The sequence below is a fragment of the Accumulibacter sp. genome (assembly GCF_029255285.1).
Lineage (GTDB): Bacteria > Pseudomonadota > Gammaproteobacteria > Burkholderiales > Rhodocyclaceae > Accumulibacter.
Map to the genome: position 1 here is coordinate 1 of NZ_JAPUVI010000029.1, position 13,285 is coordinate 13,285.

11 protein-coding genes are annotated in these 13,285 nt (G+C 62.4%); 9 read left to right on the forward strand and 2 right to left on the reverse strand.

Annotated elements, in window-relative coordinates; translation table 11 throughout:
* Nucleotides 1-430 (forward strand): chemotaxis protein CheW (locus tag Q1M07_RS04255; protein WP_300451182.1); only part of this gene is annotated, 430 nt, incomplete at its 5' end.
* An 85-nt stretch (nt 431-515) separates the two neighbouring features.
* Here the strand turns inward: Q1M07_RS04255 and Q1M07_RS04260 are convergent.
* A complete protein-coding gene (locus Q1M07_RS04260; RefSeq protein WP_300451185.1) occupies nt 516-1,271 on the reverse strand; it encodes a fused MFS/spermidine synthase in 756 nt (251 codons plus the stop codon).
* Nucleotides 1,272-1,690: 419 nt separating this feature from the next.
* On the opposite strand from Q1M07_RS04260, the gene Q1M07_RS04265 reads away from it, so the two are divergent.
* Entirely contained in the window at nt 1,691-2,566 is an 876-nt protein-coding gene (locus Q1M07_RS04265; RefSeq protein ID WP_300451188.1) for an adenylate/guanylate cyclase domain-containing protein, read from the forward strand.
* A 330-nt stretch (nt 2,567-2,896) separates the two neighbouring features.
* On the opposite strand, the gene Q1M07_RS04270 is transcribed toward Q1M07_RS04265, so the two are convergent.
* The gene (locus Q1M07_RS04270) at nt 2,897-5,218 is read right to left on the reverse strand and encodes a Tex family protein (RefSeq protein ID WP_300451192.1); all 2,322 of its coding nucleotides are present in this window, start codon (nt 5,216-5,218) and stop codon (nt 2,897-2,899) included.
* Between the two features lie 174 nt (nt 5,219-5,392).
* Here Q1M07_RS04270 and fliW point away from each other — a divergent pair, with 174 nt between their 5' ends.
* From fliW to Q1M07_RS04305, 7 genes are all read left to right on the forward strand, one after another.
* Nucleotides 5,393-5,830 (forward strand): flagellar assembly protein FliW, encoded by a 438-nt coding sequence (gene fliW, locus Q1M07_RS04275; RefSeq protein WP_300451195.1) that lies wholly within the window; start codon nt 5,393-5,395, stop codon nt 5,828-5,830.
* 233 nt (nt 5,831-6,063) lie between these two features.
* Nucleotides 6,064-7,761 carry a methyl-accepting chemotaxis protein gene (locus Q1M07_RS04280; protein ID WP_300451198.1) on the forward strand — a complete coding sequence of 566 codons (1,698 nt, stop codon included), beginning with the start codon at nt 6,064-6,066 and terminating at the stop codon, nt 7,759-7,761.
* 112 nt (nt 7,762-7,873) lie between these two features.
* The gene (locus tag Q1M07_RS04285; protein WP_300451201.1) at nt 7,874-8,842 is read left to right on the forward strand and encodes a chemotaxis protein; all 969 of its coding nucleotides are present in this window, start codon (nt 7,874-7,876) and stop codon (nt 8,840-8,842) included.
* A gap of 28 nt (nt 8,843-8,870) precedes the next feature.
* Nucleotides 8,871-9,809, forward strand: a complete 939-nt coding sequence (locus Q1M07_RS04290) for a chemotaxis protein (protein WP_300451204.1) — start codon at nt 8,871-8,873, stop codon at nt 9,807-9,809.
* 151 nt (nt 9,810-9,960) lie between these two features.
* Nucleotides 9,961-10,350, forward strand: a complete 390-nt coding sequence (gene cheY / locus Q1M07_RS04295) for a chemotaxis response regulator CheY (RefSeq protein WP_300451207.1) — start codon at nt 9,961-9,963, stop codon at nt 10,348-10,350.
* Between the two features lies 1 nt (nt 10,351).
* Entirely contained in the window at nt 10,352-11,224 is an 873-nt protein-coding gene (cheZ, locus tag Q1M07_RS04300; protein ID WP_300451210.1) for a protein phosphatase CheZ, read from the forward strand.
* 10 nt (nt 11,225-11,234) lie between these two features.
* Nucleotides 11,235-13,160, forward strand: a complete 1,926-nt coding sequence (locus Q1M07_RS04305) for a chemotaxis protein CheA (RefSeq protein ID WP_300451212.1) — start codon at nt 11,235-11,237, stop codon at nt 13,158-13,160.
* Nucleotides 13,161-13,285: the final 125 nt, after the last annotated feature.

Genomic DNA, 13,285 nt, shown 5'->3' on the forward strand with positions numbered 1-13,285 from the left:
CATCCTCAACGTCAAGGAAATCATCGAGTACGGCAACCTGACCGAGATCCCGATGATGCCGCCCTTCATCCGCGGCGTCATCAACCTGCGCGGCGCCGTCGTGCCGGTCGTCGATCTCTCGGCGCGCTTCGGCCACGCGAAGAGCGAGGTCGGCAAACGCTCGTGCATCGTCATCGTCGAAGTCAGCGAAGGCGATCTGCGCCACGACATCGGGATCCTGGTCGACGCCGTCTCCGAAGTGCTCGAAATCCCCGCCAGCGAAATCGAGCCGCCGCCCTCCTTCGGCGCCCGCCTGCGCGCCGACTTCATCCAGGGCATGGGCAAGGTCGCCGGAAAATTCGTCATCCTGCTCAACATCGCCAGAGTGCTCTCGGCCGAGGACATAGCACTGCTCGCCGCCGCTCATGTTGACGCCGAGCGCTCGACTTGAGCGGCGGATTCTCTCCGGTCTTCCAGCCAGCCATCCTGTCTGCGGACCCGGTGCTCTGTCAGCCGGGATTCGGTGCGCGGCGCTTTTAGAGGACCAGCCTGCCCCCTGGCAGGCCGTGGGCCTTCTGCAGGCGGGCGACGGTAGGCAGGAGATTCAGACCGGTTTCCCGTTTGCATTGCCTGGCACGCTCCGCGAGATCGGCGAAGCAGAGGTCGACCGGGTCACCGGCCGTGGCGAAGACGATGGTGTTGCCGCTGTCGCAGGATGGGAAGGCCAGCGAGCGGCCGCCAAACGCCCGCGTGATGCGATCGACACTGGCCGCAAAGCCGCGCTCGCGGCCCAGAAGATTGATCGCCACGAGCCCTCCGCTGCTTAGGCGCGCGCGGCAGGCCTGATAGAACGGCAGTGTGTCGAGGACGCCGGCACGGGCATGGCGGTCGAAGCCGTCAACCAGGATGTAGTCGTAAGAGGAGCCGCCGCGCAGCATGTATTCGGCGCCATCAGCGATGACGATGCGCAGCCGAAGTGGGTCGTCGGGCAGCCGGAAATGCAGTCGGGCGACCAGTACGACTTGCGGGTCGATCTCGATCGCCGTGATCTCGGTTGCCGGCAAGTGGTGATAAACGAACTTGGCGAGTGAGCCGGCGCCCAGGCCGATCAGCAGCGCCTGGCGTGGCCAGGGCGGGTCGCGCAGCAACAGGCCCGCCATCATCTCCCGCGTGTAGGGCAGTTCGAGTACGTACGGCCGCTGGATGCGCATCGCACCCTGCACCCACGCGGACGAGAAGTGAAGGTAGCGCACACCGGACTTCTCGCTGATCTCGATCGACTGGCGTGGCATCAGACTTTGCCGCAGCCATCCTGGCAGGCGGAGAGCGGCGGCAAAACGCTGCCGTATCCGGCGGATTCGCTCGGCAACCCTAGTCTTGAAGGAGAGCAAGCGAATGTCCGATCATGCCGCCGGCGTAGGCTGGCGGTGTGGCGGTAGTCGCGACAGGCCGAAACCGCTTCCCGGCCTTTCGCGGTGCGTCTGGTTTTTGCCGACATGTGTTCTGGTCGTCGATTCTCGGGGTAGCCAAAGGAGTGTTCCGGGTGGCTGACGGTGCGCCAGTCGGCCTTTCGTTCGCCCGACACCAACGCTTGTGCCAGGGAATATCGGACCTGGCGGGCGGGTGATCGCACGGCCCGGTGCGCGCGCAGCGCTTGCGTCGCTTCGCTCAGGCGCTATGATACGTCCCGCTACGGTGCAAAGGGTCAATAATGGAACAGGCGGTTCTTTTCGTCGATATCACGGGCAGCACCAAACTCTACGAAACGCTCGGCGATAGTCGGGCGAAGGGCTTGGTAGACGCTTGCCTGGGGGTCTTGCGCGTGGTCGTCGTCGAGTACGGCGGGCGTGTCGTCAAGACGATCGGCGACGAGCTGATGTGCGTTTTTCCCGACTGCGATGCCGTTACTCTGGCGGCCTGCGAGATGCAAAGCCGGCTTGCCGACGATGATGCGGCGGCGCCGCAAGGACTGTCGATCCGTATCGGCTTCAATGCCGGTCGTTTGATCGAGGAAAACGGCGACGTGTTCGGGGATGCGGTCAATACGGCGGCGCGCATCACCGATCTGGCAAAGGCCGGTCAGATCATCACCACGGAAGCGACGGCGCTGACGATGTCGCCGGAACTGCGTGATTCGACACGCAGCATGGGCAGTTTCGCGGTCAAGGGCAAGACGGATTCGATTGCCATTTGCGAGGTGATCTGGCAGGCCGACAACCTGACGGTAATCACCGGCAGCCTGCCGAATCCAGGCGCGACGACGGCGACACTGCGGCTTGCCTACGCTGGCGGCGGGCTGACGTTCAGGCCGGGCGACGAGGCGGTGACGATCGGCCGTGGTTCGGCCTGCACGATTACGCTGCAGGTGCGATGCGCATCGCGTACGCACGCCCGCATCGAGTTTCGCCGCGACAAGTTTGTGCTTACCGACAGCAGCACTAATGGCACCTATGTCCAAGCCGATACCGACGGCGAGGTGATTCTCAACCGGGAGGATTTCATCCTGCGCGGCAGCGGCCGCATCAGTCTCGGCCACAGCATCGGGGAAGGCGGCGCCGACCTGACGTGGAACGTTGCTTGTGAATGAAACGATCGGTTCTGCCGGACGGGTGACGAGCCGATCGGGTGTGGCAAGGACTTGCCGGAGAGTCGCTACGCGGGTGAACTACGGCCGCGGGCTTAGCAGGTTCAGCAGGCCTTCGGCCAGGCAATGCACGGTCTGCGGCTCAGGCATCGGCAGCTTGAGTTAACGTTGCCCGGTGGCCGATCGGTCGGTACCCAGGGCGAGACGGGCGCTCGCCCTGCGAAGCCGCGGCCAGTTCGAACTGGGCACCGGCGGCCACTAGCAGCGCCCAGGCGTCCGCAGCGGCCGGGCTTGGCGCGCCGGCGGCTGGCTGGCGAGTCGCCGCCGTTTCGCTCAGCGCTGCTGCAGACGGGCAAAGGCGCTGGCCATGGCGCTCGTCGGCGCGGGTTGAGCCTGCTGGCGTTGGCGTGCGTTTGCCGAGAGCGCTGCGGAGGCAGTTCTTGGCGTCGGTGCTTCGTCGGCGAGCCGCATACTCAGCGCGATGCGCTGGCGCGGCAGGTCGACCTCGATTACCTTGACCTTGACGACATCGCCCGCCTTGACGACAGTGCGCGGATCTTTGACGAAACGGTCGGCGATGGCCGAGATATGTACCAGACCGTCCTGATGGACGCCGATGTCGACGAAGGCGCCGAAATTGGCGACGTTGGTGACGACACCTTCGAGGATCATTCCGGGTTGCAGATCTCCGAGCTGCTCGACGCCGTCCCGGAAGGCGGCCGTCTTGAATTCGGGACGTGGATCGCGTCCGGGTTTCTCGAGTTCCCTGAGGATGTCGCAAACGGTCGGCAGGCCGAACTTTTCGTCGATGTACTTTTCGGGGGACAGCGTTTTGAGCGTTCGCGTGTCACCGATGAGTTGGCGGATGCCCATCTTGAGGTCGGCGAGAATGCGCTCGACGAGCGGGTAGGCTTCCGGGTGTACCGCCGAACTGTCGAGAGGGTTGTCGCTTTCATTGACGCGCAGGAAGCCGGCGGCCAGTTCGAAGGTTTTCTCGCCGAGACGTGGCACGGCCTTGAGCGCCTGTCGGTTGGCGAAGGCGCCATGCGCATCGCGGTGGGCGACGATGTTCTCCGCCAGCGACGGGCTGAGCCCTGAGACCCGGGCCAGGAGAGGTGCCGAAGCGGTATTGACATCGACGCCGACGGCGTTTACGCAGTCCTCGACGACCGCGGTGAGTGCCCTGGCCAGGCGGGTCTGGCTGACGTCGTGCTGGTACTGGCCGACACCGATCGACTTGGGATCGATCTTCACCAGCTCGGCCAGCGGATCCTGCAGGCGACGGGCGATAGACACGGCGCCGCGCAGGCTGACGTCGATGTCGGGGAACTCGCGGGAGGCGTATTCGGAAGCCGAATAGACCGAAGCGCCGGCCTCGGAAACGACGATCTTGCGCAGGTGGAGCTCCGGTTGCTGACGGATCAGCTCGGCCGCCAGGCGATCGGTCTCGCGGGAAGCGGTGCCGTTGCCGATGCTGATCAGGTCTGCCCGGTGTTTGCGTGCCAGTCCGGCCAGGGTGTGCAAGGCGCCGTCCCAGTCGCGGCGAGGTTCGTGCGGGTAGATCGTGGCTGTCTCCAGGAGTTTGCCCGTGGGATCGACGACGGCGACCTTGACGCCGGTACGCAGGCCGGGATCAAGTCCGATGGTGGCGTGTTTGCCGGCCGGCGCGGCGAGCAGCAGGTCGTGCAGGTTGGCGCCGAAAACGCGGATCGCTTCGGCCTCGGCGCGCTCGCGCAGAGCATTCATCAGTTCCGCTTCGAGGTGCAGCGAGATCTTGATGCGCCAGGCCCAGCGCACGGTGTCGGCCAGCCACAGGTCGGCCGCTCGGCCCAGGTCGGCGATGCCGAAGCGCCGCGCAATACGCGACTCGCAGGGATTGACGCCGCCGGCCGCTTCGTCGATCTCGCTGTCGAGAATCAGGGCCAGTCGCAACAGTCCCTCGTTGCGTCCGCGGAAGAGCGCCAGCGCGCGATGCGAGGGTATGGCGAGAATCGCTTCCCTGTAGGCGAAGTAGTCCCGAAACTTTGCCGCTTCGTTTTCCTTGCCGGCGACGACGGTCGACTCGAGGAGGCCGTGATCTTCGAGATAGCCGCGCAGATTACCCAGCAGTTCGGCGTCTTCGGCGAACTGCTCCATCAGGATCTGACGGGCGCCATCGAGTACGCTCCGCAGGTCGGCAAAGCCGGCTTCGGCGTTCAGGTAACGCTCGGCCTCCCGCTCCGGCGATAGCGTCGGGTCAGTGAGCAGGGCGTCGGCCAGCGGCGCGAGGCCCGCTTCGCGAGCCACTTGCGCTTTACTCCGCCGTTTCGGCTTGTAGGGCAGGTAGAGGTCTTCGAGGCGTTGCTTGCTTTCCGCGCCGTCGATTTCGGCCGCCAGTTCGGGTGTCAGCCTGCCCTGTTCGGCGATCGAAGCGAGTACCACGGCACGCCGCTCTTCGAGCTCACGCAGGTAGCTCAGGCGCTCGTCGAGCCAGCGCAACTGAATGTCGTCCAGGCCACCGGTGACTTCTTTGCGGTAGCGGGCAACGAAGGGAACACTGGCGCCTTCGTCGAGCAGCGCGGCGGTGGCCAGAACTTGTTGCCGGTGGCAGCCGATCTCTTCGGCAATGCGCGCGGCGATGCGCTGGGAGGTGGCGTGATCTGTCGGTGGTCGCATCGGTATGGGCGGGCGGTGGTGGCAGGGCTCTTCGAAAGAACGCGAACTATGCTCAATCGGGCGTCAAAACTCAAGGCAGCGGCGGCTTGTTCAGGCCGCCGAATTGCCGCTGCTTGCGAATCGCGCTAATCTGGCACCCTTGGCAGCCCGGTAAGGCTGCGCTTCGGGGGCCACATGAAAATCGACATCGAACACTTTGACTTGAAGGACGTGCCGGTCGATCCGGAAACGGTATTCACTTTTGCCGAGGGACTGGCCGGTTTCGCCGACTGCAAGCGTTTCAAGGTCTTTCACGAGGAAGGCCGGGAAGGCAAGCCGACGGTTTTCTGGCTGCAATCACTCGACGATTCCGCGGTCATGTTCCCGATTGTCGCCCCCGAAACGCTGGATCTGGAATATGAGATCGAACTCTCGGATGCCGATTGCCGCTTGCTCGAACTCGATAACGCCGACGACGCGACGGTGGTGGTCATCGTCTATCGTAACGAGGCAGAGGGCGGCAAGATCGCGGCCAACACGCGCTCTCCGATCATTCTGAACTTGCGTAACCGCCGGGCGATGCAGAAAGTGTTGCAGGAAGTCCATCCGACCTTGTTGTATCGGGCGCGCTGACGACCGCTGTTAGGCGGACAAGGTGCGCTGCTTGGGCGCCGGCTTTTTCCCAGCTCGCGATGAGTAGGGGTGGCCAGTAACGCGTTCCCGGGTCGACCTCGGGCGCTACCGATCGTCGCGCGGACTACGGCCGCTTCGTTAGCCCTCAGTAAAGATCTGGGTTCTCGCACCGCAAACATGTCCTATGATGAGAGAGAACATAACTAGAAAACGATCGCGAGGAGGAGGCGGGAATGAATGGACTAGCCTGGAGAATTCGCGCGGCAATGGCCGTCCCGTTGGCCGCCGCGGCGCTGTTTGGAGGGGTGGCGATTGGGGTGTACGGGGGTAGCGATTATGCTTGGCCGGTGGCGCTCGGCTTGCTCGTGCTGACCACCGGTGTCGTCGCGGCCGTCTTCGAGAGGAGCATGATTGGCCGCCTGCAACGGTTACGCGAGGTCATTGCGGCGATGTACGGTGATGGGGATCTGACACGGCGAGCCGCCGTCGAAGGCAAGGACGAAATCGCTGCGCTGGCGGCTGACTTCAACCGACTGATCGGGAGTTTCGCGACCATCGTCGGCAAGGTGCTGTTCAACTCGGCCGAGGTGGTCAAGGCGTCCGGACTTTTGATCGACGATTCGGCCCGTGTCGCGTCGGGTTCGAAGCAGCAACGCGATGCGGCACTGGCGACGGCCAGCGCGATGAGCGAACTGACCGAAAGCATGACTCAGGTCAGTCGGAATGCGAGCGATACCGCGGCGATTGCCGAAGCGTCGAACCGCCTGTCGAACGACGGAATGGCGATCGCGCATGGTGCTTCAGCCGAGATGAAGCAGATCGCGGCGACGGTGACGCAGTCGGCGGAGGTGGTAGGTGCGCTGGGCGAGCGCTCGAAAGCAATCAGCGGCATCGTTCAAACGATACGCGAGATTGCCGACCAGACCAACTTGCTGGCGCTCAACGCCGCGATAGAAGCGGCGCGCGCCGGTGAACAGGGGCGTGGTTTCGCGGTCGTGGCCGATGAGGTGCGCAAGCTTGCCGAACGGACATCCCAGGCTACCGGCGAAATCAGTCAAATGATTGGTGCGATTCAGGGCGAGACCGAGAGTGCGATCAGTAGCATCGCGGCCGGGACAGGACAAGCTCACGTTGGCGCGGATCTTGCGATGCAGGCCGCTCAGTCGCTGGAACGTATCAACGAAGGGGCGCGCGAAACGATGGAGAAGGTCGAGGCTATCGCTGCCTCGGTTGCTCAGCAGAGCCGCACGGGGCAGAGCATCGCCGAGCACGTCGGTCGTATCCGGGAGATGGCCGAAACCAACAACGCGCTCACCGAGCAGGCTCTGGTGGCCGTCGATCAGGTTCAGTGTTTGGCCGAAAATCTCAAAGAAATCAGTAATGTATTCCAACTCGGCGAGGCCGGCGAGCAGGCGGTCGCGACGCACGCTCAGATGCCGGAGATCGTCGGTCAAGCCGCCCAGGGAGTGGGCCGAATGTTCGAGCAGGCGATCGATACGGGGCGGATTGCGCTCGAGGAATTGTTCGACGATCGGTATCAGCCGATCCCGAATACACGGCCGCAGAAATTCAAGACGCGTTTTGATGACTTCACCGATCAGTTCGCTTTGCCTTTGCAGGAGAACTTGTTGGCCCAGCACAAGTGGCTGACCTACGCGGTCTGCATCGATCGCAACGGCTATGTGCCGACGCACAACCAAAAGTTTTCGCAGCCTCTGACCGGAGACGAAAAGATCGATTTCGCGAACAACCGTACCAAACGGATTTTCGACGACCCGGTCGGCAAGCGCAGCGGCACGCACCGACATCCCTTCCTGTTGCAGACCTATCGACGCGACACCGGCGAACTGTTGCATGACATTTCGTCTCCGATCTATGTCAAGGGCAGACACTGGGGCGGTTTTCGCATGGGGTACCAGACCGTGATGTAAAGCGCTGTCCGATGCGGCCTGCGCAGCCGGTGGATCATTGGTCAGCGGCGTTCATTTGAATTAAGATGTTTCGCTATGGCCTTGTGCGGGTCTTGCTGCGAGGGAACGAAAAATGTCCGACCTATTGAAGAATATTGATGCCCGCACCAAGCTGGCGGGAACCAACAAGCTGGAGATTCTGCTGTTCATGCTCGGTACCGACGCCCGCACCGGCCGGCGCGAGACCTTCGGCATCAACGTCTTCAAGGTGCGCGAGGTGATGCGTACGCCGCCGATCACGTCGGCGCCGGAAATGCCTCCTTCGGTCGAGGGAATGGTCAGCTTGCGCGGCTCCCTTGTTCCAGTCGTCGATCTGGCACGTTATGCGGGCGTGGATACCGAGGCGCCGCGCTCGATCATGATCGTTACCGAATACGCTGGGCACACCCAGGGTTTTCTCGTCGAAGGCGTGGATACCATCCTACGCCTCGACTGGAGCCAGATGCGGGTGCCACCGGCGATGTTGCTGGCCGAAATGGGTGGTTTGGTGACGGCGGTCACGGAATTGCCCGACGGTCGCCTGGTGATGTTGATGGATGTCGAGAAAATCCTTTCGGAAACGACGAACTACGACGACGAGCACGTCTACCGGAATATCAAGCCGCTGGACCATCCAGGCTTGACCGTGTTTTTCGCCGACGATTCGTCGGTTGCGCGCAAGCAGATTCAGCGGACCTTGGACGCCATGGGAGTGAAATCCCAGGCGGCGATCAATGGCCGCGAAGCGTGGGACGAACTGGAAAAGGTAGCGGCCTACGCGCAGGCTTCGGGCCAAAACGTGACCGACCTGATCAGCCTGGTGCTGACCGACATCGAAATGCCGGAGATGGATGGTTACATTCTGACCAAGAAGATAAAGTCCGACCCCCGCTTCACCGGCGTGCCGGTGATCATGCATTCCTCCTTGTCCGGGATGTCCAACCAGCAACTTGGTAAGTCTGTCGGTGTTGATGAGTATGTGCCGAAGTTCGAACCGCAACGCCTGTCGGAGACGCTCACGCGCCGGTTGCTGGGGGTGGCTCCGGTTGTGCAGTTGACCTGATTTCGGGATCTCTCGGGAGCGCTTTACGATGGATTTGGCAGAAAAGAAAAACCTGCTCGAGGGCGTGGATGCGCGTACGCGGCTGGCCGGGTCGAACAAGATGGAGATCCTGCTCTTCTCTCTGGGTACTCGCGAGACCTTCGGGATCAACGTGTTCAAGGTAAGGGAAGTCGGCCGGACGCCGCACATCACCAGAACGCCGAACATGCCGCGCGGGGTCGAAGGACTGATTTCGCTGCGTGGCAATGTCATCCCGGTACTGTCGCTGATTTCGTTTCTCGATCATCAGGGTCAGCCGCACGAATACGGCAAGACCATGATGGTGGCCGAATACTCCAAGCGTACGCTCGGTTTCCTGGTCCATGAGGTGGACCGCATTATCCGCGTGGACTGGGAGAGGGTGAAAGCCCCGGAAAGCGTCCTGTCGACCAATCAGGGTTTGATCACGGCGATCACCGAACTGGACGACGGCAACCTCGTGTCGATTCTCGACGTCGAGCAGATCCTGGCCAATGCCTTTGGCGAGGCGATCATCGTCGATATTCCGCCGGCCAACGTGGATGAGGATATTAGCATATTTTTCGCCGATGACTCGATTGTCGCGCGACGCAAGATCGGCGAAGTGCTCGACAAACTCGGGGTCAAGCACAAGCATGCGACGAATGGCGCCGAGGCATGGAGTCGTCTGCAGGCCATTGCCGCGCACGCCGGGCAGACCGGCAGAGGGGTGCGTGACGAAGTTCGCCTGATCCTGGTGGACGCCGAAATGCCCGAGATGGACGGCTATGTGCTGACCAAGAACATCAAGGGCGATGCGCGTTTTGCCGGCATTCCGGTGATCATGCATTCATCGCTGTCGTCGCAGGCCAATCACGCGATGGGGAAAGCCGTTGGCGTCGATGCCTACGTTGCCAAGTTTGACGCTGAGGTCCTTGCCGATACCTTGCGTCCCTGGCTCGAGCACTGAAAGAACCGTGCGCTCATGGCTTTCGGCGGATATCGTCGATGATAAGCCATGACCGCTTGCGCTCACGCCCACGCTCCGTCTTCCGCTAGGCGGGCAAGGAGTGATTCGCCAATGGCGCACGGCTTTAAGGTAATGCAACCTGGAGGAAAGAATGGCTGATCCGAAGATGAGAATTCTGGTGGTGGATGATTTTTCGACAATGCGCCGTATCGTCAGGAATCTTCTCAAGGAACTCGGGTTTTCCAATGTAGACGAGGCCGAAGATGGTGCGATGGCCTTGCAGAAGCTGCAGAACGATTCGTTCGAGTTCGTCGTCACCGATTGGAACATGCCGAACATGGACGGCCTGCAACTCCTCCAAGCGATTCGCAAGTCGGCAGCGCTCAAGCACTTGCCGGTGCTGATGATCACCGCCGAGGCGAAGCGCGAGAACATCATCGCCGCGGCGCAGGCCGGCGCCTCGGGTTACATCGTCAAACCGTTTACCGCCGCGACCTTGGCCGAGAAGCTGCAGAAGATTTTTGACAAGATGGGTGGCTGAAATGAGCAATTCCAACATCTCTGGTGACTCGAAGGATCTCGAGGATTTGTTCGACAGCATCGCCTCGCAGGCCGGCGCGGCCGTGGCGCCGGTGGCGCCGCCCGTCTCGGCACGACCGTCCGTGATACAGCAGTTGCGTGAAGGGGGGGGCGAGGTCGACGACAGCGACGAGTTGCAGGCGCTGTTCGACTCCGTAGCCTCGGCACGCTCGCCTGGCTCTCACGCCGGTGAGGCTGGCGCATCGCCGAGCGGCGATTCGTGGCCGGGTCAGAATAAAGTATTCCATCGCGTCGGCCAGATGGCGAGGCAGTTGCACGACACCCTCGGTCAGCTTGGCTACAGCGAACTTCTCGAGAACACGGTGGCCGCCATTCCGGACACCCGCGACCGCCTGACCTATGTCGCCAACCTTACCGAACAGGCGGCCTGCAAGGTGCTCAACGCGACCGATATCGCCAACCCCTTGCAGGACGCCCTGGAGTCCGGTTCGGCGGCGCTGGCGCTGAAGTGGGACGCGTTGTTCGCCAATCAGATCGGCGTCGAGGAGTTCAAACGCCTGGCCGAGGACACGCGCGCCTTCCTGAAGCGGGATTTGCCCGAGAAAACGGCGGCCACCAAAGCGCAACTGCTCGAGATCATGATGGCGCAGGACTTCCAGGATCTAACGGGGCAGGTGATCAAGAAAATCATCGGTGTCGCTCAGGAACTCGAGACGGAACTGATGGGGGTTCTGATCGAAACCATGCCCGGCGAGCGGCGGACGGATTCGGTGATGAGCCTGCTCAACGGGCCGGTGATCAACGCCGAGGGGCGCAGCGACGTGGTTGCGTCGCAGCAGCAGGTCGATGACCTGCTCGGTAGCCTGGGATTTTAGGAGGTTCACGATGAGCGCTTTTGCCGGGATGGAAGACCTGCTGCAGGATTTTCTTCAGGAAGCCGGTGATCTGCTGTCGGATGTCGACAACAAGCTCGTTGATCTCGAGCGGAGTCCCGACGATCATCGCCTGCTGAACGAGATTTTCCGCGGCTTCCATACGATCAAGGGAGGGGCCGGGTTTCTCAACGCTACGGAACTGGTCAAGCTCTGCCACTTGACCGAAAACCTGTTTGACAAGCTGAGGAACGCCGAGATGGCGCTGACGCCGGCACTGATGGATACCATCATGGCGGCGACTCAGGGTGTGCGCAACATGTTTGGCGAGATCGCCCAGGGCCGCCAGCCTGATCCGGCACCGGCCGAGGTGGTTACGACCTTGCGCGCTGCCCTGGAGGGGGCGGCCGAACAGAAAAAGGCGCCGTCGGCGGCACCCGCTGCTGCCACCGCACCGTCCACCACTACGCCGCCTTCGTCGGCCCCACTCGCTGGCCCGATGCGGGGTCTGGACTGGCAGGCGCTGCACGGAGCCGTGACTGGACGGCCTGCCGAGTTGCCGGTCGCGAAGCCGGCGGTCGAACCCGTGGCAAAGGTCGACGTGGCTGGGCTGCAGCCGCATTTTCCGCCCGAAGGGCGGCGCGCGTCGGACAAGCCGGGTGCCGTGGCGAGTGGCACCACCTCCGGTCGGCGGGCGGACGAAAGGGCGGCCGCTCGCGAGACGACGATCCGGGTGGACACGGCGCGCTTGGATCAGGTGCTCAATCTGTCAGGCGAGATCGGTTTGACGAAGAACCGTCTGACCAGCCTGCGGGTCGATATTCTCGCTGGCAGAACCGACACGGACACGCTCCAGGCGCTCGATCAGGCGGTCAGCCAACTGGATCTGCTGGTCTCCGATTTGCAGAATTCGGTGATGAAGACGCGGATGCAACCCATCGGGCGCTTGTTCCAGAAGTATCCGCGGATTGCCCGCGATCTGGCGCGGCAACTGGGCAAGGACGTCGAACTGGCGCTGGTTGGCGAGGAGACCGAAGTCGACAAGACGATGATCGAGGATCTTGCCGATCCGCTGATTCACCTGATTCGAAATGCCGTCGATCACGGTGTCGAGTCGCCGCAGGAGCGTCTGGCGGCGGGCAAGCAGGTAAAGAGCGTCGTCCGCCTGGAAGCGCGGCAGGAGGGCGATCACATCGTCCTGATCATCGCCGACGACGGGCGCGGCATGAGTCCGGAGCGTATTCGGGCGAAGGCCGTCGAGAAGGGCATCATCAACGAAGAAGAAGCCAACACGCTGGACGACCGGCAGAGCCTGAATCTGATTTTTCTTCCCGGTTTCTCTACGATGTCCCAGGCGTCGGCGGTATCGGGCCGTGGCGTCGGCATGGATGTCGTCAAGACCAACATCCAGAAACTCAACGGTTCGATCGAAATCCGCTCGGAACCTGGCAAGGGTTCGGTGTTCGTCATTTCGCTGCCCTTGACGCTGGCCATTCTGCCGGTCCTGCTGGTCCTGCTCGGTGATCAGCCGTTTGCCCTGCCGCTGTCCATGGTCAGGGAGATTCTGCCGATCGACCATGCGCGCATGCAGGAAGTCGGAGGCAAGGAGACCCTCGTTGTCAGGGGTGAGATTCTGCCGGTCATTTCCCTGGCGCGCTTGCTCGGCTGGCCACAGGTCAGGCCGCCCGAGTACGGTGTACTCATGCAGGCGGCCGAGCGCAGTTTCATTCTCGCGGTCGACAACTTTGCCGGGCGCGACGACGCCGTGATCAAGGCGCTGGACGATTTTCGCCCGCGCGGCGTCGCCGGAGTGACGACGCTCTCGAACGGGCAGATCGTCCTGATTCTGGACATGAAGGAGTTGCTCGTCGATCTGGCTTCACCCAACGACCGGGAGACGCGCGGCGGCCACGCACGGGCACTGGAAATCTTTGCCTGAAACCTGTCGTCAGAAGCTTTCCAGGGGGCTGCGGCCCCCTGTTCTTTTTGTTCCAAGACGACAACTGTTGCTCTTCTGCCACTATCCGAGAACCAGTCTAAATAAACACCCATACCTGTCTATTT

Excerpts from the sequence above, each read along its gene's own strand:
- Q1M07_RS04290 (WP_300451204.1), top strand. The coding sequence starts at position 8,871 with ATGGATTTGGCAGAAAAGAAAAACCTGCTCGAGGGCGTGGATGCGCGT.
- Q1M07_RS04305 (WP_300451212.1), top strand. The coding sequence starts at position 11,235 with ATGAGCGCTTTTGCCGGGATGGAAGACCTGCTGCAGGATTTTCTTCAG.
- cheZ (WP_300451210.1), top strand. The coding sequence starts at position 10,352 with ATGAGCAATTCCAACATCTCTGGTGACTCGAAGGATCTCGAGGATTTG.
- Q1M07_RS04285 (WP_300451201.1), top strand. The coding sequence starts at position 7,874 with ATGTCCGACCTATTGAAGAATATTGATGCCCGCACCAAGCTGGCGGGA.
- Q1M07_RS04260 (WP_300451185.1), bottom strand. The coding sequence starts at position 1,271 with ATGCCACGCCAGTCGATCGAGATCAGCGAGAAGTCCGGTGTGCGCTAC.
- Q1M07_RS04270 (WP_300451192.1), bottom strand. The coding sequence starts at position 5,218 with ATGCGACCACCGACAGATCACGCCACCTCCCAGCGCATCGCCGCGCGC.
- fliW (WP_300451195.1), top strand. The coding sequence starts at position 5,393 with ATGAAAATCGACATCGAACACTTTGACTTGAAGGACGTGCCGGTCGAT.
- cheY (WP_300451207.1), top strand. The coding sequence starts at position 9,961 with ATGGCTGATCCGAAGATGAGAATTCTGGTGGTGGATGATTTTTCGACA.
- Q1M07_RS04265 (WP_300451188.1), top strand. The coding sequence starts at position 1,691 with ATGGAACAGGCGGTTCTTTTCGTCGATATCACGGGCAGCACCAAACTC.
- Q1M07_RS04280 (WP_300451198.1), top strand. The coding sequence starts at position 6,064 with ATGAATGGACTAGCCTGGAGAATTCGCGCGGCAATGGCCGTCCCGTTG.